The following is a 21,852-nucleotide window of genomic DNA, read 5'->3' as shown; positions in this document are numbered from 1 at the left end:
TCAACCGGCCGGCGTCTCCGGTACCCGCACCCAGCCTTCCATCAGCACGCGCGCGCTGCGGCTCATCAAGGCCTTGGTGACGGTCCACTGGCCGTCCACCTGGCGCGCCTCGGCGCCGACCCGCAAGGTGCCCGAGGGGTGACCGAAGCGCACCGCGGTGCGTTCGCCGCCGCCGGCGGCGCGGTTGACCAGGGTGCCGGGGATCGCCGCGGCGGTGCCGATCGCCACCGCCGCGGTGCCCATCATCGCGTGGTGCAGCTTGCCCATCGACATCGCCCGCACCAGCAGGTCGATGTCGGCGGCCGCCACCGGCTTGCCGCTGGAGGCGATGTAGTCGGCCGGCGGCGCGACGAAGGCGACCTTGGGCGTGTGCTGGCGCGTCGCCGCGTCTTCCAGCGTGGCGATCAGGCCCATGCGCAGCGCGCCGTACGCGCGGATGGTCTCGAAGCGTTGCAGCGCCTGCGCATCGCCGTTGATCGCATCCTGCAGTTCGGTGCCCTGGTAACCCAGCGCCTGCGCCTCGAGAAAGATCGTGGGGATACCCGCGTTGATCAGGGTCGCCTGGAAGCTGCCGACGCCGGGTACTTCCAGCGTGTCGACCAGGTTGCCGGTGGGGAACATGGCGCCGCCGGCGCCGTCCTCGTCGGCGGCCGGGTCGAGGAATTCCAGCGCGATCTCCGCCGCCGGGAAGGTCACCCCGTCCAGTTCGAAATCGCCGGTCTCCTGCACCGCGCCGTCGGTCATCGGCACCTGCGCGACGATGGTCTTGCCGATGTTGGCCTGCCAGATCCGCACCGTGGCCACGCCATCGCGCGGAATCCGCGCCGGATCCACCAGCCCAGCGGCGATCGCGAACGGCCCCACCGCGGCGGACAGATTGCCGCAGTTGCCGCTCCAGTCCACGAAGGCGCGCTCGATCGCCACCTGGCCGAACAGATAGTCCACGTCGTGGTCCGGGCGCGTGCTCGGCGCCACGATCACGGTCTTGCTGGTGCTGGAGGTCGCCCCGCCCATACCATCGATCTGCTTGGCATAGGGATCGGGGCTGCCGATCACCCGCTGCAGCAGCGCATCGCGCGCCGGGCCCGGCGTCTGCGCCGCCGCGGGCAGATCCTGCAGGCGAAAGAACACGCCCTTGGAAGTGCCGCCGCGCATGTAGGTGGCGGGGATGCGGAGTTGCGGAGCGTGGGCCATGGCGGTTCCGGGTGCGTACGAAAAGAAGAGACGGCGGATCAGGGCGAATCGGGAATCTCGGGCTCGACCAGTTGCGTCAGCAGGGTCAGCGACTCCTGCCAGCCGAGGTGGCAGAACTCCACCGGGATCTGCGGCGGGATGCCCTCCTGCACGATTTCCAGCGCGGTGCCGCAGGCCACCGGCCGCAGCCGCACGGTCACGATCATCTCGCCGGGCAGGTCCGGATTGTCGAAGCGGTCGGTGTGGCGGATCAACTGCCCGGGCACCAGTTCCAGATAGGTGCCGCCGAAGGCACTGCTGGTGCCGGTGCCGAGGTTGGTGAAGCTCATCCGGTAGCTGCCGCCCACGCGCGCGTCCAGCGCGTGCACGGTGGCGACGAAGCCATGCGGCGGCAGCCATTTGACCAGCGCCGCCGGTTCCAGGAAGGCGCGGTAGACGCGCTCGGCCGGCGCGCGCAGCACGCGATGCAAGTGGACGCTCCCGGTGGTGGTGGCGGACGTGGTCATGGCGGTCTCCTCGGCGGTGGCGGGCGCGGCCAGCATGGCACGCGCCCGATGACAGCGACAGCCGGCTCAGGCGCTGCGGGCGTCCTCGAGGAAATCCTGGGCGAAGCGCTGCAGCACGCCGCCAGCCTCGTAGATGGACACTTCCTCGTTGCTGTCCAGCCGGCACAGCACCCGCACCTCCACCGCGGCGCCGTCCTTGCGGACGATGCGCAGGGTCAGCGTGGCGCCTGGGGTGCGCGCGCCGACCACGTCGAAGGTCTCGCTGCCGTCGATGCCCAGGGTCGTGCGCGTGGTGCCCGGCAGGAACTGCAGCGGCAGCACGCCCATGCCGATCAGGTTGGTGCGGTGGATGCGCTCGAAGCCCTCGGCGACGATCGCCTCGACCCCGGCCAGGCGCACGCCCTTGGCCGCCCAGTCGCGCGAGGAGCCCTGGCCGTAGTCGGCGCCAGCGATCACGATCAGCGGCTGCTTGCGCGCCATGTAGGTTTCGATCGCCTCCCACATGCGCAGCACCTGCCCGTCCGGCTCCAGCCGGGTCAGCGAGCCCTGCTGCACCTTGCCATCGACCACCGCCATTTCGTTGATCAGCTTCGGGTTGGCGAAGGTGGCGCGCTGCGCGGTGAGGTGGTCGCCGCGATGGGTGGCATAGGAATTGAAGTCCTCCTCCGGCACGCCCATGTGCGCCAGGTATTCGCCGGCGGCGCTGTCGGCCAGGATCGCGTTGGACGGCGACAGGTGGTCGGTGGTGATGTTGTCGCCGAGCACCGCCAGCGCGCGCATGCCGCGCAACGTGCGTTCGCCGGCCAGCGCGCCTTCCCAGTACGGCGGGCGGCGGATGTAGGTGCTGCGCGGGCGCCAGGCGTACAGCGGCGCCACCGGCGCACCCTGCTCCACGCGCACATTGAACATCGGCGCATAGACGCGGCGGAACTGCTCCGGCTTCACCGCGGCGCGCACCGCCGCATCGATCTCGGCGTCGCTGGGCCAGATGTCCTTCAGCCGCACTTCGCGGCCGTCGGCGTCGGTGCCCAGCACGTCCTTCTCGATGTCGAAGCGCACCGTGCCGGCGATGGCGTAGGCGATCACCAGCGGCGGCGAGGCCAGGAACGCCTGCTTGGCGTAGGGATGGATGCGCCCGTCGAAGTTGCGGTTGCCCGACAGCACCGCGGTGGCGTACAGGTCGCGCTCCACGATCTCCTGCTGGATGCGCGGATCCAGCGCGCCGCTCATGCCGTTGCAGGTGGTGCAGGCGAAGGCGACGATACCGAAGCCCAACGCCTCCAGGTCCGGCAGCAGGCCGGCCTCTTCCAGATACAGCTGCACCGCCTTGGAACCCGGCGCCAGCGAGGTCTTCACCCACGGCTTGCGGGCCAGGCCGCGCGCGCGCGCATTGCGCGCCAGCAGGCCGGCGGCGATGACGTTGCGCGGGTTGGAGGTGTTGGTGCAACTGGTGATGGCGGCGATGATCACCGCGCCGTCGGGCATGCGCCCCTGCGCCTGCTCGGTCTGGCCGGCGGCCAGCTTGCTGGCGTCGGCGATGCCGCGCGCGGCCAGCTCGGTGGTCGCCACGCGCTTGTGCGGATTGCTGGGGCCGGCCATGTTGCGCACCACCTGCGACAGGTCGAAGCGCAGCACGCGCTCGTACTGCGCGGTGGCCAGCGCATCGGCCCACAGCCCGGTGGTGCGTGCGTACTGCTCCACCAGCGCCACCTGGGCTTCCTCGCGCCCGGTCAGGCGCAGGTAGTCCAGGGTCTGCTGGTCGATGTAGAACATCGCCGCGGTGGCGCCGTATTCCGGGCACATGTTGGAGATGGTGGCGCGGTCGCCGATGGTCAGCGCGGCGGCGCCTTCGCCGAAGAATTCCAGGTACGCACCGACCACGCGCTCCTGGCGCAGGAACTCGGTCAGCGCCAGCACCACGTCAGTGGCGGTGATGCCGGGCTGCGGCCGGCCGCTCAGCTCCACGCCGACGATGTCCGGCAGGCGCATCCACGAGGCGCGGCCGAGCATCACGCTCTCCGCTTCCAGCCCGCCGACGCCGATCGCGATCACGCCCAGCGCGTCCACGTGCGGGGTGTGGCTGTCGGTGCCCACGCAGGTATCGGGGAAGGCGACGCCGTCGTGCACGTAGATCACCGGCGACATCTTCTCCAGATTGATCTGGTGCATGATGCCGTTGCCCGGCGGGATCACGTCCACGTTGCGGAACGCGCGCTTGCTCCAGTCGATGAAGTGGAAGCGGTCCTCGTTGCGGCGATCCTCGATCGCGCGGTTCTTGGCGAAGGCCTGCGGATCGTCGCCACCGCACTCCACCGCCAGCGAGTGATCGACGATCAACTGCACCGGCACCACCGGGTTGACCTTGGCCGGATCGCCGCCCTGCTCGGCGATGGCATCGCGCAGCCCGGCCAGGTCCACCAGCGCGGTCTGGCCGAGGATGTCGTGGCACACCACCCGCGCCGGAAACCACGGGAAATCCAGGTCGCGGCGGCGCTCGATCAACTGCAGCAGGGCATCGTGCAGCAGATCCGGATCGCAGCGGCGCACCAGGTTCTCGGCGAACACGCGCGACACATAGGGCAGGCCGGCATAGGCGCCCGGGCTGATCGCATCGACCGCGGCACGCGCGTCGAAGTAGTCCAGCGCGGTGCCCGGAAGGGATTTACGGTAGTGGCTGTTCATGGCTGGCTACAGTAGAAAAAAGCGAAGACGGATCCCTTCTCCCATCGGGAGAAGGTGCCCCGAAGGGGCGGATGAGGGTACGAGCGAAGCCTGATGCAATCAGATCGCTCATGAGGGCGGATGAGGGTACGGGCGAAGCCTGGTGCAACCCGATTCCTCATGAGGGGCGGATGAGGTTACGAGCGAAGCTCAATGCAACCCAACACCACGAGGCTGCGCCCGTACCCTCACCCCCGACCCCTCTCCCGATGGGAGAGGGGAGGATCAGCTGCGCTGATCGATCGGCACGAACGCCTGATCCTCCGGTCCCACGTAGTGCGCGCTGGGGCGGATGATCTTGCCGTCGATGCGCTGCTCGATGATGTGCGCGCTCCAGCCGGCGGTGCGGGCGATCACGAACAGCGGGGTGAACATCGCCGTCGGCACGCCCATCATGTGGTAGCTGACCGCGCTGAACCAGTCCAGGTTCGGGAACATCTTCTTGATGTCCCACATCACCGTCTCCAGCCGCTCGGCGATGTCGTACATCTTGCGGCTGCCCTGCGCCTCGGACAGCTCGCGCGCCACGTCCTTGATGACCTGGTTGCGCGGGTCTGACACCGTGTACACCGGGTGGCCGAAGCCGATGATCACTTCCTTGCGCTCGACCCGCGCGCGGATGTCGGCCTCGGCCTCGTCCGGGGTGTCGTAGCGCTTCTGCACCTCGAAGGCGACCTCGTTGGCGCCGCCGTGCTTGGGCCCGCGCAGCGCGCCGATGCCGCCGGCGATGGCGCTGTACATGTCGCTGCCGGTACCGGCGATGACCCGGCAGGCGAAGGTGGAGGCGTTGAATTCGTGCTCGGCGTACAGGATCAGGCTGGTGTGCATCGCCTGCACCCATTCCTCGTGCGGCTTGAAGCCGTGCAGCAGGCGCAGGAAATGCCCGCCGATCGAGTCGTCGTCGGTCTCCACCTCGATGCGCCGGCCGTTGTGGCTGTAGTGGTACCAGTACAGCAGCATCGAGCCGAGGCTGGCCATCAGCTTGTCGGCGATGTCGCGCGCGCCGGGATGGTTGTGGTCGTCCTTCTCCGGCTGCACGCAGCCCAGCACCGACACGCCGGTGCGCATCACGTCCATCGGATGTGCCGACGGCGGCAACTGCTCCAGCGCGGCCTTGACCGCGGCGGGGATGCCGCGCAGCGAGCGCAGCTTGGCCTTGTAGCCGCGCAGCTCGCTGTTGCTGGGCAGCTTGCCGTGCACCAGCAGGTAGGCGATCTCCTCGAACTGGCTACTGCGCGCCAGGTCCAGGATGTCGTAGCCGCGGTAGTGCAGGTCGTTGCCGCTGCGGCCCACCGTGCACAGCGCGGTGTTGCCGGCGGCGGTGCCGGACAGGGCCACCGATTTCTTCGGCTTGAAGGCGGGGGCGGTCTGCGGAGCGGTGTCGTTCATGGCGAATCTCCCGGTATTGCGGTCGGATGAGTGCGGTGGATCAGGGGGCCTGCGGTGGCGGCGTGACGCCGGCGCGCTCGAGCAGTTGCTGCAGCATGAGGATCTGGCGGTTCTGCAATTCCACCAGCGTCGCCCAGTCCTGCTCGCGCAGCTGGTTGAGCTTCTCGTGCACCTGCAGGATTTCCAGCTCGGCCTTGATGTTCACTTCGTAGTCGTTCTGCGCATGCAGGCGATCCACCGCCGCCTGGCGGTTCTGGCTCATCATGATCACCGGCGCCTGGATCGCGGCCAGGCACGACAGGCACAGGTTGAGCAGGATGTAGGGATACGGATCGAAGGCGTGCGCCAGCACCAGGCTGTTGAGCACGATCCAGCCCAGCAGCACCACGCAGAAGCCGATGATGAACGTCCAGCTGCCGCCGATCGCGGCGACGCGGTCGGCGACACGCTCGCCCAGCGAGCGGTCGCGATCGGCCTGCGTGACGATGTCGCGTGCCACGTGGCGCTTGGCGATGAAGCGCTCCACCACCTCGCGCTCGGTCTCGGACAGCTTGTCCAGTTCGGTCTGCAGCAGGTGCCGCGCGGTCTGGCGGCGGTCGATGCGGCTGCGCAGGAACGAGGCAGCGCTGGCGTGGGTATTCATGGGCAGGCCCGGGCAGGAAAATCGCCGCCGATCATGCGCCCTTGCCGGCGAACAGCGCATCCAGGCGCTGCTCGAAGGCGTGGTAGCCGATGCGCTCGTACAGTTCCTCGCGGGTCTGCATGCGCTCCAGCACTCCCTGCTGATGGCCGTCGCGGCGGATCGCGGTGTATACGTCCTCGGCGGCCTTGTTGGCGGCGCGGAACGCCGACAGCGGGAACAACTGGATCGCCACGCCGGCCGAGGCCAGTTCGTCGCGGGTGAACAGCGGGGTCTTGCCGAACTCGGTGATGTTGGCCAACACCGGCACCTTCACCGCGTCGACGAAACGGCGGTAGGTGTCCAGGTCGTACGCAGCCTCGGCGAAGATGCCGTCGGCGCCGGCCTCCACGCAGGCGATGGCGCGTTCGATCGCCGCGTCCACGCCCTCGGTCTGAATCGCGTCGGTGCGCGCGATCAGGAAGAAGTCCGGATCGGTCTTGGCGTCGGCCGCGGCCTTGACCCGGTCCACCATCTCGCCCTGGCTGACGATCTCCTTGCCCGGGCGGTGACCGCAGCGCTTGGCGCCGACCTGGTCCTCGATGTGGCAGGCCGCCGCGCCGGCCTTGATCAGCGCCTTGATGGTGCGCTCGATGTTGAACGCGCTCGGCCCGAAGCCGGTGTCGATGTCCACCAACAGCGGCAGCGGGCATACGTCGGTGATGCGGCGCACGTCGATCAACACGTCTTCAAGCGTGTTGATGCCCAGGTCCGGCAGGCCCAGCGAGCCGGCGGCGACGCCGCCGCCGGACAGGTAGATGGCCTTGTAGCCGGCGCGCTGCGCCAGCAGCGCATGGTTGGCGTTGATCGCACCGATCACCTGCAACGGCGCTTCGGCGGCCAGGGCGGCGCGGAAACCGGCGCCGGGGGAAACGAGGGACATGGGCGACTCCTGACGAAGAGGCGGCAACGCCCCGCCGGGCGTTCCGCGATGGGCGCCAATCTGGCACTCTCGCTGGCATGGATCAATCTTGATTCAATGAATCAACCTATCGTCCCTTCATGTCCGACAGCCCTGACCGCAACCTGATCTCCGCCGCACAGGCCTGCGCCCTGCTCGGCATCAGCAGCGCCACCCTGTATGCCTACGTCAGCCGCGGCCTGCTCAGCTCGCGCGCCGGCGCCGACCACCGCAGCCGCGCCTACCTGCGCGCCGAAGTGGAGCGGCTGGCGCAGCGCAAGCGCGCCGGCCGCGGCGCCGCACGTGGTGCCGCGCAGAGCCTGGACCGCGGCCTGCCGGTGCTGGAGACGCGGATCTCGCTGATCCGCCCCGACGGCCCCTACTACCGCGGACGCTCGGCGGTGGCCATGGTGCGTGCCGGCGCCAGCCTAGAGGACGTCGCGCGGCTGCTATGGGACTGCCCCGACGGCGAAGACCCGTTCGCCAGCGCCCCGGTCGCGCCGTGGCCGGCGGTGCTGGCACCGCTGGCCGGGCATGCCGCGCTGCCGCCGCTGGAACGCGCCATGGCCTGTATCCCGCTGCTGGCCCTGGAGCTTCGGCAGTCGCTCAACGCCGCCCCCGGCGTGCGCCGTGAGATCGCCGCCACCCTGCTGCGGCAGAACGCCGCGCTGCTGGTCGGCACCGCGCCGGACGCGCGCCCGCTGCATGGCCTGATCGCCGACCACTGGCGTCCCGGCGACGCCGACTTCGCCGAACTGGTGCGCGCCGCGCTGCTGCTGTGCGCCGACCACGAGCTCAACGTCTCCGCCTTCGCCGCCCGCGTGGTCGCCTCCACCGGCGCGCCGCTGCACGCCACCGTCAGCGCCGGCCTGGCCGCGCTGTCCGGCCCGCGCCACGGCGGCGCCACCGCCCGCGCCCACGCCCTGCTGCGCGACGCTCAGGACGCGCCCAGCGCTGCCGCCCTGATCGCCGAACGCTGGCAGCGCGGCGACGACCTGCCCGGCTTCCACCACGCCCTGTACCCCGACGGCGACCCGCGCGCGGCCGAAGTGCTGCGCCTGCTGCGCGAACGCAGCGCCGGCAGCACGCGCATGCAGCACGTGGACGCGGTGATCGCCGCCGCCCAGGACTGCAGCGGCCAGCGCCCGAACATCGACTGCCTGCTGGCCGCGCTCTGCTTCGTCCACGACTTGCCGGCGGCGCACGCCCTGGTGCTGTTCGCCGCCGCCCGCCAGGCCGGCTGGCTGGCCCACGCCCTGGAGCAGCAGGCCCTGGGCAAGCTGATCCGGCCACGCGCCCGCTACACCGGGGCGATGCCGGAAGATGGCGCTGGGCGCGGCTGAAAGGGCGGCGAACGCACCTTGCGCATGCACCAAGATTGGTACACCATGCCGCCATGGAGACCACACTGGACGTGCGCTTCTACCGTGCCGCATCGGGCGTCGAGCCGGTGCGGGTCTGGCTCAGGGAAGACGTCTCCGCCGATGCCAGGCGCGCCATCGGCGGCGACATCAAGACGGTGCAGTTGGGATGGCCGCTGGGCATGCCCTTGGTGCGCAAGCTGGACCAGCGCCTGTGGGAAGTGCGCAGTGCGATTCCCGAGGGCATTGCGCGGATTTTTTTCACCACCGTTGGATCGGACATGGTGCTGCTGCACGGCATCGTCAAGAAGTCGGGCAAGACCCCGAGCGCCGATCTCGCCACCGCCAAACGCCGCAGAGACAAGGTGATGCGATGAGCCGCAATCCCCATATCGGGTCCAGCTTCGACAGTTTCCTGGACGAGGAAGGCATCCTCGAAGACACCGCCGCGCTCGCCGCCAAGCGCGTGATCGCCTGGCAGGTCGCCGAAGCGATGAAGTCCGCCAAGCTCACCAAGAGCGCACTGGCCCGGCGCATGAACACCAGTCGCTCGCAACTGGACCGCGTGCTGGACGCCACCGATACCAGCCTCACCCTGGACACGCTGAGCCGCGCCGCCACCGCGCTGGGCTACCGGATCCAGATCGACCTGGTCGCCGCGCAATCGGGCAGGTCAGTCGGCAAACCGCCAACGGCAAAGGCCAAGACTTCGGCCGGCATCGGCACCTGAGCGCAGTCGTCAGCGCAGTCGTCACTCTTCCGACGCCTCGCTTGGACGCGCCGGGCTGACCGGGGACTGCGCCGACGACTCAGAGCGGGAGTGGCGTCCGAACGCGTTCAGCGCCCCATCTCGCCAAGGCCGCGCCCGCGGTGTACAAATGTACACCATGACCACCCTGTCCCCGCAGCGCGCCGCCATCCTCGCCTACGTCCACGCCTGCGCCGAGCAGGACGGGCGGCCGCCGAGCCTGGCCGAGATCGCCGAACGCTTCGGCTTCGCCTCGCGCAATGCCGCGCGCAAGCACGTGCAGGCGCTGGTCGAGGCCGGGCTGCTGGAGCAGGTGCCGCAGCAGGCACGCAGCCTGCGCCCGGCGCAGGCCGGCAGCCGCAGCGAACTGCTGCAACTGCCGGTGCTGGGCCGGGTCGCCGCCGGTGCGCCGATCGGCGCCGACATCGGCCTGGACCAGCAGTTGCGCCTGGACCGCGCGGTGTTCGCGCTGCGCCCGGACTACCTGCTGCGGGTGCAGGGCGATTCGATGATCGACGACGGCATCCTCGACGGCGACCTGGTCGGGGTGCGCCGCGCCGCCGACGCGCGCAACGGCCAGATCGTGGTGGCGCGGCTGGACGGCGAACTCACCATCAAGCGCTACCGCGCCGATGGCGACGGCATCGCGCTGCTGCCGCGCAATCCCGCCTATGCGCCGATCGTGGTCGCTCCCGGGCAGGATTTCGCCATCGAAGGGCATTACTGCGGCCTGATCCGGCCCGGCTGATGGCCGCCGTCGTCGCCCTCGACCGCCTGCTGGCCGAGCGCCGGGTCTGGCGCGGCCAGCCGACGGCGCTGCCGCCCAGCGCGCAGCCCACCGGGCACGCCGCGCTGGACGCGGTGCTGCCCGCGCGCGGCTGGCCGGAGATGGCGCTGACCGAACTGCTGCATGCCGCCGACGGCATCGGCGAACTGCAACTGCTGTGGCCGACGCTGGCGCGGCTGTCGCAGGGCGGCGGCCGCATCGTGCTGGTCGATCCGCCGTACCTGCCCTACCCCGCCGCCTGGGCCCAGGCCGGGGTGGCGCTGGCGCAGGTGCAGATCGTCCGCGCCGGTGCGGATGCGGCCTGGGCCGCCGAGCAGTGCCTGCGCGCCGGCAGTTGCGCGGCGGTGCTGTGCTGGCCGGGGCTGGCCGGCGACAAGACCCTGCGCCGGCTGCAGGTGGCCGCCGAGACCGGACGCACCCTGGGCTTCGCCTACCGGCCGCTGAAGGCCGCCGCCAATCCGTCGCCGGCCGCGCTGCGCATCGCCCTCGATGCCGTGCCGGCGCAACTGCGCGTGCTCAAGTGCCGCGGCGGGCTGCCGCCGACGCAGCCGATCGCGCTGTCCGCCCTGGCGACCGGGTGAGACCGCTGCCATGCGCTGGGCCTGCATCCTGTTGCCGCAACTGGCGCTGGACACCGTCCTGCGTCGATGGCCGTCGCCGGACGAACCGCTGGCGCTGCTCGACGGCCCGCCGCAGCGGCGCACGCTGAAGGCGGTCAACGCCGCCGCGCGCGCCCGCGGCCTGCGTCCCGGGCAATCGCTGGTCACCGCGCAGGCGCTGTGCGACCGCTTCGCCACCGCCCTGCACGATGCCGAGGAAAGCCGCCGCAGCCAGCAGTTCCTCGCGGCGTGGGCGTACCGCTTCAGTTCGCTGGTCAGCACCGACTACCCCGGCGCACTGCTGCTGGAGATCGAGGCCAGCCTCGGCCTGTTCGGGCCATGGCCGCGCTTCGAGGCGCGGCTGCGCGAGGAGCTGACCGCGCTGGGCTTCCGCCACCGCATCGTGGTCGCATCGCATCCGTTGGCCGCGCGTGCGCTGGTCAATGCGCACGACGGCATCGCCCTGCTCGACAACGCCGCACTGCAGCGCGCGCTGGGGCAGTTGCCGATCGCCCGCGCCGGGCTGCCACCCGCGCTGGCCGACGGCTTCGCGCGGATGGGCCTGCGCCGCCTGCAGCAGGTGTTCGCGCTGCCGCGCACCGGGCTGGCGCGGCGCTATCCGCCCACCCTGTTGCAGCATCTGGATGCGTTGCGCGGGCAGGCGCCGCTGCCGCTGCAGTACTACCTGCCGCCGGACCGCTTCGATGCGCGCGTGGAACTGGGCTATGCCACCGAATCCAACCAGGCGCTGCTGTTCCCGCTGCGCCGGCTGACCCAGGACCTGGCCGCGTTCCTGGCCGGGCGCGACGGCGGCGTGCAGCGCTTCCGCCTGCTGCTGGAACACGAGGACCTGGAGCCCAGCGTGGTGCCGGTGGGCTTGCTCGCCGCCGAGCGCGATGCGGCGATGCTGTTCGAACTGGCGCGCGGGCGCCTGCAGCAGGCCAGCGTGCCGGCGCCGGTGCAGGCGCTGCGCCTGTGCGCCGACGAACTGCCGCCGTTCGTGCCGGCCGCGCGCGAACTGTTCGACGAGCGCGCGCAACAGGCGCTGCCGTGGGAACAACTGCGCGAACGCCTGCGCGCGCGCCTGGGCGACGACGCCGTGCATGGCCTGCGCGCGCACGCCGACCACCGCCCGGAACTGGCCTGGCGCGCCGAGTCCACGCCGGCGCGCAACACGGCCACACCCGCCGCCAACGCACCGCCACGCCCCGGCTGGCTGCTGCCGCGGCCGGTGCCGCTGCGCGAACGCGCGCCCGAACGCCTGGCCGGGCCGGAACGCATCGAGAGCGGCTGGTGGGACGACGGCGACGTGCGCCGCGACTACTACGTCGTGCGCACCCGCCAGGGCCAGCGCGCCTGGGCCTTCGCCCCGGCCGACGCGCCGGACGCACTGATGCTGCACGGCTGGTTCGCATGAGCCACACCCCGCCGCACCCGCGCATGCCGCCGCGCCTGCGGCTGCTGCCGACACCGGAGCCTGCGCAAACCAACGCGCCCGCCACCAGCGCGCCGCACGCGCCAGCCGACCCCACCCTGCCTGACTACGCCGAACTGCATTGCCTGTCCAACTTCAGCTTCCAGCGCGGCGCCTCGCATCCCTGGGAGCTGTGCGAGCGCGCGCTGCACCATGGCTACCGCGCCCTGGCGATCACCGACGAATGCAGCCTGGCAGGCATCGTGCGTGCGTGGCAGGCGGCCCGGGACATGGGCCTGCACCTCATCGTCGGCAGCGAGATCCAGTTCGAGCATGGCCCCAAGCTGGTGCTGCTGGCCGAGACCCTGCATGGCTACCAGCGCCTGTGCCGATTGATCACCCTGGGGCGGCGCCGCGCCGACAAAGGTACCTATCGCGCGCTGCGCGAGGATCTGGCCAGCGCGGACGACGGTTCGGACCTGCTGTGCCTGTGGCTGCCGCGCGGCGACGGCGACGATGCAGCGGACGGTGCCTGGCTGCAGGCACGTTTCCCGCAGCGGCTATGGCTGGCGGTGGAACTGCTGCGCGGCCCCGACGATGCCGCGCTGCTGCAGGCGCGCCTGCAGTTGGCACATGCACTGCAACTGCCCGCCGTGGCCAGCGGCGACGTGCACATGCACGCGCGCGGCCGTCGCGCGCTGCAGGACACCTTGACCGCGATCCGCCAGCGCCTGCCGCTGCACGAAGCCGGTGCCCACCTGTATCCCAACGGCGAACGCCACCTGCGCCCACGCGCCACGCTGGCGACGCTGTATCCGCCGGCGCTGCTTGCCGAAACCGTACGCATCGCCCAGCGCTGCACGTTCGACCTCGGCCAACTGCAGTACGAATACCCGCACGAACTGGTGCCGCCCGGGCACACGCCCACGCAATGGCTGCGCATCCTCACCGAACGCGGCGCGGCCGAGCGCTGGCCGCGCGGCGTGCCGGACAAGGCGCGGCGCCTGATCGAACACGAACTCGGCGTGATCGAGCGGCTGAAGTACGAATCCTACTTCCTCACCGTTTACGACCTGGTGCGCTTCGCACGCTCCAAGGACATCCTGTGCCAGGGTCGCGGCTCGGCGGCGAACTCGGCGGTGTGCTACGCACTGGGCATCACCGCGATCGATCCGGACCGCATCGGCATGCTGTTCGAGCGCTTCATTTCCGAAGAGCGCAAGGAGCGGCCGGACATCGACATCGATTTCGAGCACGACCGCCGCGAGGAAGTGATCCAGTACATCTTCCGCCACTATGGCCGCGAGCGCGCCGCGCTGGCGGCAGTGGCGATCAGCTACCACACGCGCAGCGCGGTGCGCGACGTGGCGCGCGCACTGGGCCTGCCCAGCGATACCGTCGACGCGCTGTCCTCCGCGCTGGGTCAGCGCGATCCGGTGGAGTCGGCGCAGGAGCTGCTGCGCGAACGCGGCTTCGATCCGGACACGCCGGTGATGCGGCGGCTGCTGGTGCTCGCCAGCCAACTGATCGGCTTCCCGCGGCACCTGTCGCAGCACCCTGGCGGCTTCGTCATCTCCGAGCATGCGCTGCACACCCTGGTGCCGGTGGAGAACGCGACCATGGCCGAGCGCACGGTGATCCAGTGGGACAAGGACGACCTGGAACTGGTCGGGCTGATGAAGGTCGATGTGCTCGCGTTGGGCATGCTCAGCGCACTGCGGCGCACCCTGGACCTGCTGCGCGCGCACCGCGGCCGCGACTACACGCTCGCCACCATTCCCGCCGAAGACCCGCAGACCTACGCGATGATCCGGCGTGCCGACACCATCGGCGTGTTCCAGATCGAATCGCGCGCACAGATGGCGATGCTGCCGCGGCTGCAGCCGAAAGAGTTCTACGACCTGGTCATCCAGGTGGCGATCGTGCGCCCCGGCCCGATCCAGGGCGGCATGGTGCACCCGTACCTGCGCCGGCGCAGCGGCGAGGAAGCCACCGACGATCTGCCAGACGAGTTGCGCGAGGTCTTCAAACGCACGCTTGGCGTACCGCTGTTCCAGGAACAGGTGATGCAACTCGCGGTGGTCGCCGCCGGCTACACGCCGGGCCAGGCCGACCAATTGCGTCGCTCGATGGCGGCCTGGAAACGCCACGGCGGCCTGGAACCCCATCGCGACAAGTTGCTGAAGGGCATGCTGGAGAGGAACTACACCGCCGAATTCGCCGGACGCATCTTCGAGCAGATCAAGGGCTTCGGCAGTTACGGTTTTCCCGAGAGCCACGCCGCCAGTTTCGCCCTGCTCACCTACGCCAGTTGCTGGCTCAAGTGCCACGAGCCGGCGGCGTTCACCTGCGCTTTGATCAACAGTTGGCCGATGGGCTTCTACAGCCCCGACCAGTTGCTGCAGGACGCGCGCCGCCACGGCCTGCAGGTGCGGCCGGTGGACGTGCGCTACAGCGACTGGGATTGCAGTCTGGAAGCGTACAGCCCCGATCCACAGGTGCAGCCGGCGATCCGCCTGGGCCTGCGCCTGGTCCGCGGCCTGGCCGAGGACGCCGCCCTGCGCCTGCAGCAGGCGCGCGTGCAGGCGCCGTTCCACGACCTCGCCGACCTGTGCCACCGCGCCGTGCTCGACGACAAGGCCCGCGCCGCGCTCGCCGACGCCGGCGCGCTGAAAGCACTGGCCGGCCATCGTCATCGTGCCCGCTGGGCCGTGGCCGGCGTCGAAGCGCAACGGCCGCTGTTCGAAGCGCTGGCGGCCACGCCCGAGCAACAGGTCGCGCTGCCGCTGCCCAGCCAGGGCGAAGACATCCGCGCCGACTACGCGACGCTCGGCACCACCCTGGGCAAGCACCCGCTGACCCTGCTGCGCGCGCAGCTGCGTGCGCGCCGCTACCGCCATTCCGGCGAACTGCGCGCGTTGCCGCATGCCAGCGCCGTCGCCATCGCCGGCCTGGTGACCATGCGCCAGCGCCCGCAGACCGCCAGCGGCGTCACCTTCGTCACCCTCGAAGACGAGCACGGCCTGGTCAACGTGGTGGTGTGGCGGCGCCTGGCCGAGCGCCAGCGCCAGGCCCTGCTCGAATCGCGGCTGCTGCTGGTGCGCGGCCGCATGGAAACCGCCGATGGCGTGCGCCACCTGATCGCCGGCCACCTCGAGGACCTGACGCCCATGCTGCTCGGCCTGGACATCCGCAGCCGGGATTTTCATTGAGGCGACGGAGCGGCCCGCGGATGGACGCGACGCCTGCGCACGTGCAGCCGCGCTCGCTACTGTGACATCCGCAAGTTCAGGACTGCTTGCCCAGCGCAGCCAGCAACGTCTGCACGCCTTTCCAGCCCCAGTACACGCGATGGCAGGCGATCAATCCAGCGGCATCCAGGTCCATCACTTCCACCAGATCGACTTGGTCGCCCTGCGGCGTTTCGCGCGGATACTCCCAGACCAATTGCCGCCCCGCGACATGACAGTGGCCGCTGCGATACCAGCGCCCCAGGCCGTTCTCCGGCTGGGCGAAGGACGCGGCGAAGAACGCCGCGATGGCCTCGCGGCCCTGCAGCCGCCCGTCCTGACGCGTCGCCGACGCCACATAAGCCAACGGCGATTCCAACTGTGCGTCCGGCGCATACAGCGCCATCAACGCCGGCAGATCGCGCGCGACCACATGCCGATGCCAGCGTTCGAACACCAGGTGCGCATCGTGCTCGGCGGGGTTCGGCGGCGTTTCGTTCGTCTGCATCGGCAGGCTCCGGTAGGAATGCGCGCAGTCTAGGAATCCGCCGCCGGCATCGTTTCGGTGCGCATCGAAACGTCGCGGCGCGGCCGGTCCTATCATGGCCACGTCCATCGGGAGCGCGGCGATGCATCTGGAACACCCCAAGCTGGCCGCGACCGCGTTCCTGATCGCCGACCCGGCCCGCGCCGCCATGCTGATGGCGTTGGTCGATGGGCGCGCACTGCCGGCTGGCGAACTGGCCTTCGCCGGCGGCGTCACCCCGCAGACCGCGAGCGCGCACCTGGCAAAGCTGCTGGACGGTGGCCTGCTCGCGGTCGAGGTCCAGGGCCGCCATCGCTACTACCGCCTGGCCAACGCGCACGTCGCCACCGTGCTCGAGACCCTGGCCACTCTCGCGCCACCACAGACATCGCGCTGCCGCCGCCCGCATCGCGACGCCCAATCGCTGCGCCTGGCACGCTGCTGCTACGACCACCTCGCCGGGCGTCTCGGCGTGGCGATCACCGACGCACTGGAACAGCGCGCCTGGCTGATCGCCCACGACGACACCATCCGCTACGCCGTCTCCCCCGAAGGCGCGGCATGGTTTGCGCGCATGGGCGTGGATCTGCCACAGCTTGCCCAAGGCCGACGGGCTCTGGCTCGGCGCTGCCTGGACTGGACCGAACGCCGCCACCACCTCGCCGGCGCCCTGGGCGCCGCCCTGCTCGACCAACTCTCCACCCGACACTGGCTGCGCCGCGTCGACGGCTCGCGCGCATTCGTCGTGACGGATCTCGGTTGGGCCGGCCTGCTCGCCGAACTGGGCATTCGGCGGTGCGAAGACGAGACCGTGGCGCTGCGCTCCTGACGAAGCACGAGCAGCGCGCGTGGCGGACGGCGACGCCCCATGCCCTTCCTGACGCATGCGCGCCGGCCGCCGGCACCGACGACGCGGTCTCCGCCACCTCATCCAACGCGGACACTGCAGCCAAGGTACATGCCTCTTTAGCTGCCAACACGATCCGCTCTTCGCTGGCGATAGCAGGATTACTTGAACATGTCGGTCTGGAGCCCATCATCCAGCGCATACCGCCGCTGACAATGCTCGCAAAAGAACGCGCGCCGCTGCGCCTTGCCGAGTTGCTTGCGATACGTGAGCAAATGACCGTCGCGCGGACACACCGTCTTGGTGTGCACCTGGTAGTGCTTCTTCAGTTCGTAGGCTTTCTTCCAGCGATAGAAATCGAAGCTGTACTCGCGCGCCTGCGCCACTAACTCACTCAGCTTGCGCGGCGGCAACGCCCCGATTTCGCTCTCCGGATGCACGCGAATCCGATGCAGCACCTCGTTCTTGATGATGTTGCCGACCCCGGCGAACACGTCCTGATCCAGCAAGGCATCGGCGGCGAGCGTATGCGGCCGCAGCCGCAACTTGCGCCGCGCCTGCGCCGCATCCCAGTCGGGATTCATCACGTCCGCGGTCCAGTCGTAGACCGCATCCAGCGGCCCATCGATGAACTTGATCGAACACGCGTAGAAGTTCAGCTCCTCGCCCTTGGCGAAGCCCAGGCTCAGACGCGCCGACGCGTCCTTGCGCGCATTGATCCGGTAGCTGCCGAACAGCAGAAAATGGATGCGCACACTGAACGCATCGAACTCGATCAGAAAGTGCTTGCCCCAACTGCGCAGCGACAGGATCTTGCGACTGCGCATCCGCTCCAGGTCCAGCTTGCTGTTGCCGGACACCCGCAGCACCTTGCGCCCGGCGAACGCGGCGGTTTCTTCCTTGAGGATGACGATCGAGGGACCTTCTGGCATGGCCCAAGTATCGAGCGATGCTGTGAGCGGGTCGTGAGCCGATCATATCAAGCGCGTCATCGCTCTGACCTCCACTCAAAATCTCCATGAATCCGGCCGCCAGGTGCGAGTTGACAGACCCATGTATGATCGTACAATTTATTGTACAACTCGGAGTTATCCAATGGATACCATCACCTACAGCGCCGCACGTGCCGCCCTTGCGGACACCATGGACCGCGTGGTCAACAATCACGAGCCGGTGATCATCACGCGCAGTCGCGAGCAAGCCGTGGTCATGCTGTCGCTGGAGGACTACAAGGCGATGGAGGAAACCGTCTATCTGCTGCGCAGTCCAAAGAACGCGCAGCGCCTGCTGGAATCCATCGCCCAACTCGAATCCGGTCGCGGCAAGGCGCGGGAACTTAGCGAGTGACGCTGCAGTTCTCGGACAACGCCTGGGAGGAGTATCTCTACTGGCAGCAGGCCGACAAAAAGATGCTCAAGCGCATCAACGACCTGATCAAGGCCATTCAACGCGATCCCTTCCAGGGCATCGGCAAACCCGAACCGCTACGCCATGCACTTGCAGGCTACTGGTCGCGACGCATCAACGACGAACACCGGATCGTTTATAAGGTCGAGCATGGCGTCCTGCTGATTGCACAAGTGCGATATCACTACGTGTAACTTCAGTACCTGCGTGAGGCATGCAATCACTGATAGCACTGCATCCCGCAACTACGAAAAAAGCCGGCACTAGGCCGGCTTTTTCGTTGACGCTCAAATTCGTGGTGGGCGGTGCAGGGTTCGAACCTGCGACCCTTGCCGTGTGAAGGCAATGCTCTACCGCTGAGCTAACCGCCCGTGTCGCGAGCCGCACATTATAGGGCTGTGGCGCGCGGCGTCAATGGGTCCTTGCGAGGTCCGTTGCGCGGCGTCGCCGCGCGGCCGCTACATGGTCTGGGTGGGCTTGTCGGCGTTGAGGATGCCGGCCAGTTGGGTCTCGATCTTGGTGCGGATGGTCTCGCCTTCGCTGTTGTCCGGCAGTTGCACGCCGATGCCGGCCGCGCGGTTGCCCTGGGCGCCGACCGGGGTCACCCAGATCACCTTGCCGGCCACCGGCAGGCGCTCGCTGGAATCGGGCAGGGTCAGCAGCAGGAACACCTCGTCGCCGAGGAAGTAGCGCTTGGGGGTGGGCACGAAGATGCCGCCGTTCTTCACGAACGGCATGTAGGCGTTGTACAGCGCCGCCTTGTCCTTCACCGCCAGCGACAGAATGCCCTGGCGTCCGCTCATCGCGCTCATCGTTGTGCCCCTCTCCGGGCCGGGCGATCGCCATCGCGCCAGGCCAGCAACAGTTCCGCGATCGCCAGGTCGGCGCGCACGGTGGTCCGCAGCAGATCGCGGGTGCGATTGGCGGCGTCGAACCACGCGGCCAGCTTGTGCAATCGCGCCGGGTCGGTCAAGCCGGCCTGCGACGCCTGGGCAAGCGCCAGGTCTGCGGCATGGCCCAGGCGCTGCTCGGCGAGTGCGTCGCCGCTCCAGCGCTGCGCGGCGTCCAGCGCGCCGAGCTTGCCGGCAGCGACCTGTTCCAGGTCGGCGGCCACCTGCCGGCGCAGCTTCAATCCGTCCTCGCGCAGCCAGTGCGCGGCCAGGCCGGGATGGCCGCGCGCGGCGTCCAGCGCTTCGCGTGCGGTCTTCTCGGGGAAATCCTGCGCCAGCAGCCAGGCGATCGCTTCGTCGGCCGGCGGCAGCTTGAACTCCAGGCGCTGGCAGCGGCTGCGGATGGTCGCCGGCAGCCGCGCCGGCTGCGCGCTGATCAGCCACAGGTAGCGGCCGGGCTGCGGCTCTTCCAATGTCTTCAGCAAGGCGTTGCAGGCGGCGCGGTTGATCGCGTCGGCCGGGTCCACCACCACCACCTGGGCCACGCCGTACTGCGGGGTCAGCGCCAGCTTCTGCGAGATCTCGCGCACCTGCTCGATGACGATCTCGGTGCGCAGCTTGTCGCCGGTGCGGTTGGGGATGAACGAGATCAGCTGCAGGTCCGGATGGGTGCCGGCAGCGATCAGCTGCGCGCTGCGCAGTGCCGCGGCCGGCTCGCCCTGGCCGAGCACGTGCGCGGCCAGCTTCAGCGCCACCGCGCGCTTGCCCAGGCCTTCCGGCCCGCAGATCAGCAGGCCGTGGCCGAGGCGGCCGGCGTCGAGCGCGGCCACGGTCTGGTCGTAGGCGCGCTGCTGCCAGGGCGCGAACGGCAGATCGCTCATGGCGTCGGCTCCTGTTGCTGCTGTATCCACGCCGCCAGCGCAGCAGCGACTGCCTGGGCGACCGCCTGTGGTGGCTGACTGGCGTCGATGACGCGGAAGCGCTGCGGGTCCTGCGCGGCGCGCTGGCGGAAGCCGGCACGCACGCGCTGGAAGAAATCGTCCTGCTCGCTCTCGATCCGGTCCGGCCACAGATCGCGGCCGCTGGTGCGGGCGCGGCCGATCTGCACGTCCAGGTCCAGCAGCAGGGTCAGGCCCGGCTGCAGGCCGACCGCGCGCCGTTCCAGGTCGGCGATCCAGGCGCGGTCCAGGCCACGGCCTTCGCCCTGGTAGGCGTAGCTGGAATCGGTGAAGCGGTCGCTGACCACGTAGGCGCCGCGCTGCAGCGCCGGCCGGATCACCTCGCGCACGTGCTGCGCGCGCGCGGCGAACACCAGCAGCAGTTCGGTCTCGGCGGCCAGCGGCTCGGCGACCTCGCCGGGCGTCTTGTCCAGCAGCAGCGCGCGGATGCGTTCGGCTAACGGCGTGCCACCCGGTTCGCGGGTCAGCACCACTTCGCGGCCCTGCGCCTGCAATGCGTCGCGGATCGCGTTGATCGCGGTGGTCTTGCCGGCGCCCTCGCCGCCCTCCAGGCTGACGAAGCGATGGTGTCGCAGCACGGCCTCGCTCATGGCGACACCGCCGCGTCGCTGCGCGCCTGGCGCAAACGCTGCAGGTAGCGCGCCACCGCCGCGTTGTGCTCGGCGTAGTTGGCGGAGAACGCATGCGCGCCGCTGCCGTCGCCGATGGCCACGAAGTACAGGCTGTCGCCCGGAGCCGGGTTGGTGGCGGCACGCAGCGCTTCGCGACCGGGCATGGCGATCGGGGTCGGGGTCAAACCGGTGCGGGTGTAGGTGTTGTACGGCGTATCGGTCTCCAGGTCGCGCTTGCGGATGTTGCCGTCGTAGGCGCTGCCGATGCCATAGATCACGCTCGGGTCGGTCTGCAGTTTCATGCCCAGTTGCAGGCGGCGCACGAACACGCCGGCGATCTGCGGGCGCTCGGCGGCCAGGCCGGTTTCCTTCTCCACGATCGAGGCCAGGATCAGCGCCTGCTCCGGCGACTGCAGCGGCAGGTCCTTGGCGCGCGCGTCCCAGGCCTCGGCCAGGGCCTTGTCCATCGCCGCATGCGCGCGGCGCAGCAGTTGCAGGTCGGTGTCGCCGCGCTGGTAGAGGTAGGTCTCGGGCAGGAAGCGGCCTTCCGGGTGCTGGCCGGGTTGGCCGAGCTTGGCCATCAGTTCGCTGTCGCTGAGGTCGGCGGTGGTGTGCACCAGCGGCGTGGCCGCGTTCAAGGCGCTGCGCAACTGGCGCACGTTCCAGCCTTCGACGATGGTGAAGCGGTACTGGATCACCTGGCCCTTGCGCATGCGCAGCAGCAGTTCGCGCGGGCTCAGTGCCGGCTGCAACGCGTATTCGCCGAACTTGAGCTTGCCGGCCACGCCCAGTTCGCGCGCCAGCACCTGCCATTGCAGGTCGCTGCCCTGGGTCACGCCGGCGGCGCGCAGCTTGCGCAGCACGCCGTTGAGCGAGGCGCCGCGCGCCACCTCCACGCTGGGCTGGCTCGCCTGCAGCGGCTGCTCGGCAAAGGCGCGATAGCTGTGCCACCACCAGGCGCCGGCCGCGGCCACCAGCAGCGCCAGCACCAGCAATGTCCCCAGCAGGGTCAGACACCCGCGTTTAGCCCAAGCCACGACCACCTCGGAGCGAATTCAATGGCGTGCAGGATACCGCGCGGCC

The 21,852-nt window shown here is 69.8% G+C and carries 22 protein-coding genes and 1 tRNA gene; 10 read left to right on the top strand and 13 right to left on the bottom strand.

What is annotated here, in order from left to right; all coding sequences use genetic code 11:
• The 6 genes from prpF to prpB form a co-directional block, all read right to left on the bottom strand.
• Entirely contained in the window at window positions 1-1,194 is a 1,194-nt protein-coding gene (gene prpF, locus AC1PLR_RS05110) for a 2-methylaconitate cis-trans isomerase PrpF (protein WP_267081866.1), read from the bottom strand.
• A gap of 38 nt (window positions 1,195-1,232) precedes the next feature.
• On the bottom strand, window positions 1,233-1,700 hold the full coding sequence (locus tag AC1PLR_RS05105) for an SRPBCC family protein (protein ID WP_481102863.1): 468 nt from the start codon (window positions 1,698-1,700) through the stop codon (window positions 1,233-1,235).
• 66 nt (window positions 1,701-1,766) lie between these two features.
• Window positions 1,767-4,382 carry a Fe/S-dependent 2-methylisocitrate dehydratase AcnD gene (acnD, locus tag AC1PLR_RS05100; RefSeq protein WP_481102862.1) on the bottom strand — a complete coding sequence of 872 codons (2,616 nt, stop codon included), beginning with the start codon at window positions 4,380-4,382 and terminating at the stop codon, window positions 1,767-1,769.
• 264 nt (window positions 4,383-4,646) lie between these two features.
• Window positions 4,647-5,810 (bottom strand): bifunctional 2-methylcitrate synthase/citrate synthase, encoded by a 1,164-nt coding sequence (gene prpC, locus AC1PLR_RS05095; RefSeq protein WP_209032030.1) that lies wholly within the window; start codon window positions 5,808-5,810, stop codon window positions 4,647-4,649.
• Window positions 5,811-5,850: 40 nt separating this feature from the next.
• Window positions 5,851-6,453, bottom strand: coding sequence for a DUF1003 domain-containing protein (locus AC1PLR_RS05090; RefSeq protein ID WP_481102861.1), 603 nt, complete (start codon window positions 6,451-6,453; stop codon window positions 5,851-5,853).
• Window positions 6,454-6,484: 31 nt separating this feature from the next.
• Entirely contained in the window at window positions 6,485-7,372 is an 888-nt protein-coding gene (gene prpB, locus AC1PLR_RS05085) for a methylisocitrate lyase (protein WP_010342451.1), read from the bottom strand.
• A 119-nt stretch (window positions 7,373-7,491) separates the two neighbouring features.
• Here prpB and AC1PLR_RS05080 point away from each other — a divergent pair, with 119 nt between their 5' ends.
• The 7 genes from AC1PLR_RS05080 to AC1PLR_RS05050 all read left to right on the top strand — a co-directional run bounded on the left by AC1PLR_RS05080 (window position 7,492) and on the right by AC1PLR_RS05050 (window position 15,511).
• Window positions 7,492-8,733 carry a citrate/2-methylcitrate synthase gene (locus AC1PLR_RS05080; protein ID WP_481102860.1) on the top strand — a complete coding sequence of 414 codons (1,242 nt, stop codon included), beginning with the start codon at window positions 7,492-7,494 and terminating at the stop codon, window positions 8,731-8,733.
• A 53-nt stretch (window positions 8,734-8,786) separates the two neighbouring features.
• A complete protein-coding gene (locus AC1PLR_RS05075) occupies window positions 8,787-9,128 on the top strand; it encodes a type II toxin-antitoxin system RelE/ParE family toxin (protein WP_010342458.1) in 342 nt (113 codons plus the stop codon).
• Window positions 9,125-9,481, top strand: a complete 357-nt coding sequence (locus AC1PLR_RS05070; RefSeq protein WP_371181206.1) for an XRE family transcriptional regulator — start codon at window positions 9,125-9,127, stop codon at window positions 9,479-9,481. The genes AC1PLR_RS05075 and AC1PLR_RS05070 overlap by 4 nt, the downstream gene beginning before the upstream one ends.
• Before the next feature lie 157 nt (window positions 9,482-9,638).
• A complete protein-coding gene (gene lexA / locus AC1PLR_RS05065; RefSeq protein ID WP_481102859.1) occupies window positions 9,639-10,247 on the top strand; it encodes a transcriptional repressor LexA in 609 nt (202 codons plus the stop codon).
• Entirely contained in the window at window positions 10,247-10,867 is a 621-nt protein-coding gene (gene imuA, locus AC1PLR_RS05060; RefSeq protein ID WP_481102858.1) for a translesion DNA synthesis-associated protein ImuA, read from the top strand. The genes lexA and imuA overlap by 1 nt, the downstream gene beginning before the upstream one ends.
• Before the next feature lie 10 nt (window positions 10,868-10,877).
• A complete protein-coding gene (locus AC1PLR_RS05055; protein ID WP_481102857.1) occupies window positions 10,878-12,302 on the top strand; it encodes a Y-family DNA polymerase in 1,425 nt (474 codons plus the stop codon).
• The gene (locus AC1PLR_RS05050; protein WP_481102856.1) at window positions 12,299-15,511 is read left to right on the top strand and encodes an error-prone DNA polymerase; all 3,213 of its coding nucleotides are present in this window, start codon (window positions 12,299-12,301) and stop codon (window positions 15,509-15,511) included. The genes AC1PLR_RS05055 and AC1PLR_RS05050 overlap by 4 nt, the downstream gene beginning before the upstream one ends.
• Window positions 15,512-15,587: 76 nt before the next feature.
• Here the strand turns inward: AC1PLR_RS05050 and AC1PLR_RS05045 are convergent, their stop codons facing one another.
• On the bottom strand, window positions 15,588-16,037 hold the full coding sequence (locus AC1PLR_RS05045; protein ID WP_371181201.1) for a nuclear transport factor 2 family protein: 450 nt from the start codon (window positions 16,035-16,037) through the stop codon (window positions 15,588-15,590).
• Window positions 16,038-16,131: 94 nt separating this feature from the next.
• On the opposite strand from AC1PLR_RS05045, the gene AC1PLR_RS05040 reads away from it, so the two are divergent.
• Complete coding sequence (locus AC1PLR_RS05040; protein WP_481102855.1) at window positions 16,132-16,884, top strand: ArsR/SmtB family transcription factor; 753 nt, start codon at window positions 16,132-16,134, stop codon at window positions 16,882-16,884.
• Between the two features lie 179 nt (window positions 16,885-17,063).
• Here the strand turns inward: AC1PLR_RS05040 and AC1PLR_RS05035 are convergent, their stop codons facing one another.
• A complete protein-coding gene (locus AC1PLR_RS05035; RefSeq protein WP_481102854.1) occupies window positions 17,064-17,834 on the bottom strand; it encodes a DNA-formamidopyrimidine glycosylase family protein in 771 nt (256 codons plus the stop codon).
• Between the two features lie 163 nt (window positions 17,835-17,997).
• Between AC1PLR_RS05035 and AC1PLR_RS05030 the strand changes: the two genes are divergently transcribed.
• On the top strand, window positions 17,998-18,249 hold the full coding sequence (locus AC1PLR_RS05030) for a type II toxin-antitoxin system Phd/YefM family antitoxin (protein ID WP_420009087.1): 252 nt from the start codon (window positions 17,998-18,000) through the stop codon (window positions 18,247-18,249).
• A complete protein-coding gene (locus AC1PLR_RS05025; RefSeq protein ID WP_209229046.1) occupies window positions 18,246-18,503 on the top strand; it encodes a Txe/YoeB family addiction module toxin in 258 nt (85 codons plus the stop codon). Before AC1PLR_RS05030 ends, AC1PLR_RS05025 begins: the two co-directional genes overlap by 4 nt.
• A 102-nt stretch (window positions 18,504-18,605) precedes the next feature.
• Here AC1PLR_RS05025 and AC1PLR_RS05020 read toward each other — a convergent pair.
• The 5 genes from AC1PLR_RS05020 to mltG form a co-directional block, all read right to left on the bottom strand.
• Window positions 18,606-18,680, bottom strand: a tRNA-Val gene (locus AC1PLR_RS05020).
• 87 nt (window positions 18,681-18,767) lie between these two features.
• Window positions 18,768-19,121, bottom strand: a complete 354-nt coding sequence (locus AC1PLR_RS05015; protein WP_010342469.1) for a PilZ domain-containing protein — start codon at window positions 19,119-19,121, stop codon at window positions 18,768-18,770.
• On the bottom strand, window positions 19,118-20,080 hold the full coding sequence (locus AC1PLR_RS05010) for a DNA polymerase III subunit delta' (RefSeq protein WP_481102853.1): 963 nt from the start codon (window positions 20,078-20,080) through the stop codon (window positions 19,118-19,120). Before AC1PLR_RS05010 ends, AC1PLR_RS05015 begins: the two co-directional genes overlap by 4 nt.
• Window positions 20,077-20,748, bottom strand: a complete 672-nt coding sequence (gene tmk / locus AC1PLR_RS05005; RefSeq protein WP_481102852.1) for a dTMP kinase — start codon at window positions 20,746-20,748, stop codon at window positions 20,077-20,079. Before tmk ends, AC1PLR_RS05010 begins: the two co-directional genes overlap by 4 nt.
• A complete protein-coding gene (mltG, locus tag AC1PLR_RS05000) occupies window positions 20,745-21,812 on the bottom strand; it encodes an endolytic transglycosylase MltG (protein WP_481102851.1) in 1,068 nt (355 codons plus the stop codon). The genes tmk and mltG overlap by 4 nt, the downstream gene beginning before the upstream one ends.
• Between the last annotated feature and the right edge of the window lie 40 nt (window positions 21,813-21,852).

It is taken from the genome of Xanthomonas sp. NCPPB 3570 (assembly GCF_056725115.1).
Note: the sequence above shows the minus strand (reverse complement) of the source record. Positions and strands in the feature narration are given on the sequence as shown.

Bases quoted from the DNA above. Each gene is read 5' to 3' on its own strand.
- imuA (WP_481102858.1), top strand. From the start codon at position 10,247: ATGGCCGCCGTCGTCGCCCTCGACCGCCTGCTGGCCGAGCGCCGGGTC.
- AC1PLR_RS05105 (WP_481102863.1), bottom strand. From the start codon at position 1,700: ATGACCACGTCCGCCACCACCACCGGGAGCGTCCACTTGCATCGCGTG.
- prpB (WP_010342451.1), bottom strand. From the start codon at position 7,372: ATGTCCCTCGTTTCCCCCGGCGCCGGTTTCCGCGCCGCCCTGGCCGCC.
- AC1PLR_RS05080 (WP_481102860.1), top strand. From the start codon at position 7,492: ATGTCCGACAGCCCTGACCGCAACCTGATCTCCGCCGCACAGGCCTGC.
- AC1PLR_RS05090 (WP_481102861.1), bottom strand. From the start codon at position 6,453: ATGAATACCCACGCCAGCGCTGCCTCGTTCCTGCGCAGCCGCATCGAC.
- AC1PLR_RS05030 (WP_420009087.1), top strand. From the start codon at position 17,998: ATGGATACCATCACCTACAGCGCCGCACGTGCCGCCCTTGCGGACACC.
- acnD (WP_481102862.1), bottom strand. From the start codon at position 4,382: ATGAACAGCCACTACCGTAAATCCCTTCCGGGCACCGCGCTGGACTAC.
- AC1PLR_RS05015 (WP_010342469.1), bottom strand. From the start codon at position 19,121: ATGAGCGCGATGAGCGGACGCCAGGGCATTCTGTCGCTGGCGGTGAAG.
- AC1PLR_RS05050 (WP_481102856.1), top strand. From the start codon at position 12,299: ATGAGCCACACCCCGCCGCACCCGCGCATGCCGCCGCGCCTGCGGCTG.
- AC1PLR_RS05045 (WP_371181201.1), bottom strand. From the start codon at position 16,037: ATGCAGACGAACGAAACGCCGCCGAACCCCGCCGAGCACGATGCGCAC.
- tmk (WP_481102852.1), bottom strand. From the start codon at position 20,748: ATGAGCGAGGCCGTGCTGCGACACCATCGCTTCGTCAGCCTGGAGGGC.
- AC1PLR_RS05070 (WP_371181206.1), top strand. From the start codon at position 9,125: ATGAGCCGCAATCCCCATATCGGGTCCAGCTTCGACAGTTTCCTGGAC.
- prpF (WP_267081866.1), bottom strand. From the start codon at position 1,194: ATGGCCCACGCTCCGCAACTCCGCATCCCCGCCACCTACATGCGCGGC.
- AC1PLR_RS05010 (WP_481102853.1), bottom strand. From the start codon at position 20,080: ATGAGCGATCTGCCGTTCGCGCCCTGGCAGCAGCGCGCCTACGACCAG.
- AC1PLR_RS05055 (WP_481102857.1), top strand. From the start codon at position 10,878: ATGCGCTGGGCCTGCATCCTGTTGCCGCAACTGGCGCTGGACACCGTC.
- lexA (WP_481102859.1), top strand. From the start codon at position 9,639: ATGACCACCCTGTCCCCGCAGCGCGCCGCCATCCTCGCCTACGTCCAC.
- AC1PLR_RS05075 (WP_010342458.1), top strand. From the start codon at position 8,787: ATGGAGACCACACTGGACGTGCGCTTCTACCGTGCCGCATCGGGCGTC.
- AC1PLR_RS05040 (WP_481102855.1), top strand. From the start codon at position 16,132: ATGGCCACGTCCATCGGGAGCGCGGCGATGCATCTGGAACACCCCAAG.
- AC1PLR_RS05035 (WP_481102854.1), bottom strand. From the start codon at position 17,834: ATGCCAGAAGGTCCCTCGATCGTCATCCTCAAGGAAGAAACCGCCGCG.
- prpC (WP_209032030.1), bottom strand. From the start codon at position 5,810: ATGAACGACACCGCTCCGCAGACCGCCCCCGCCTTCAAGCCGAAGAAA.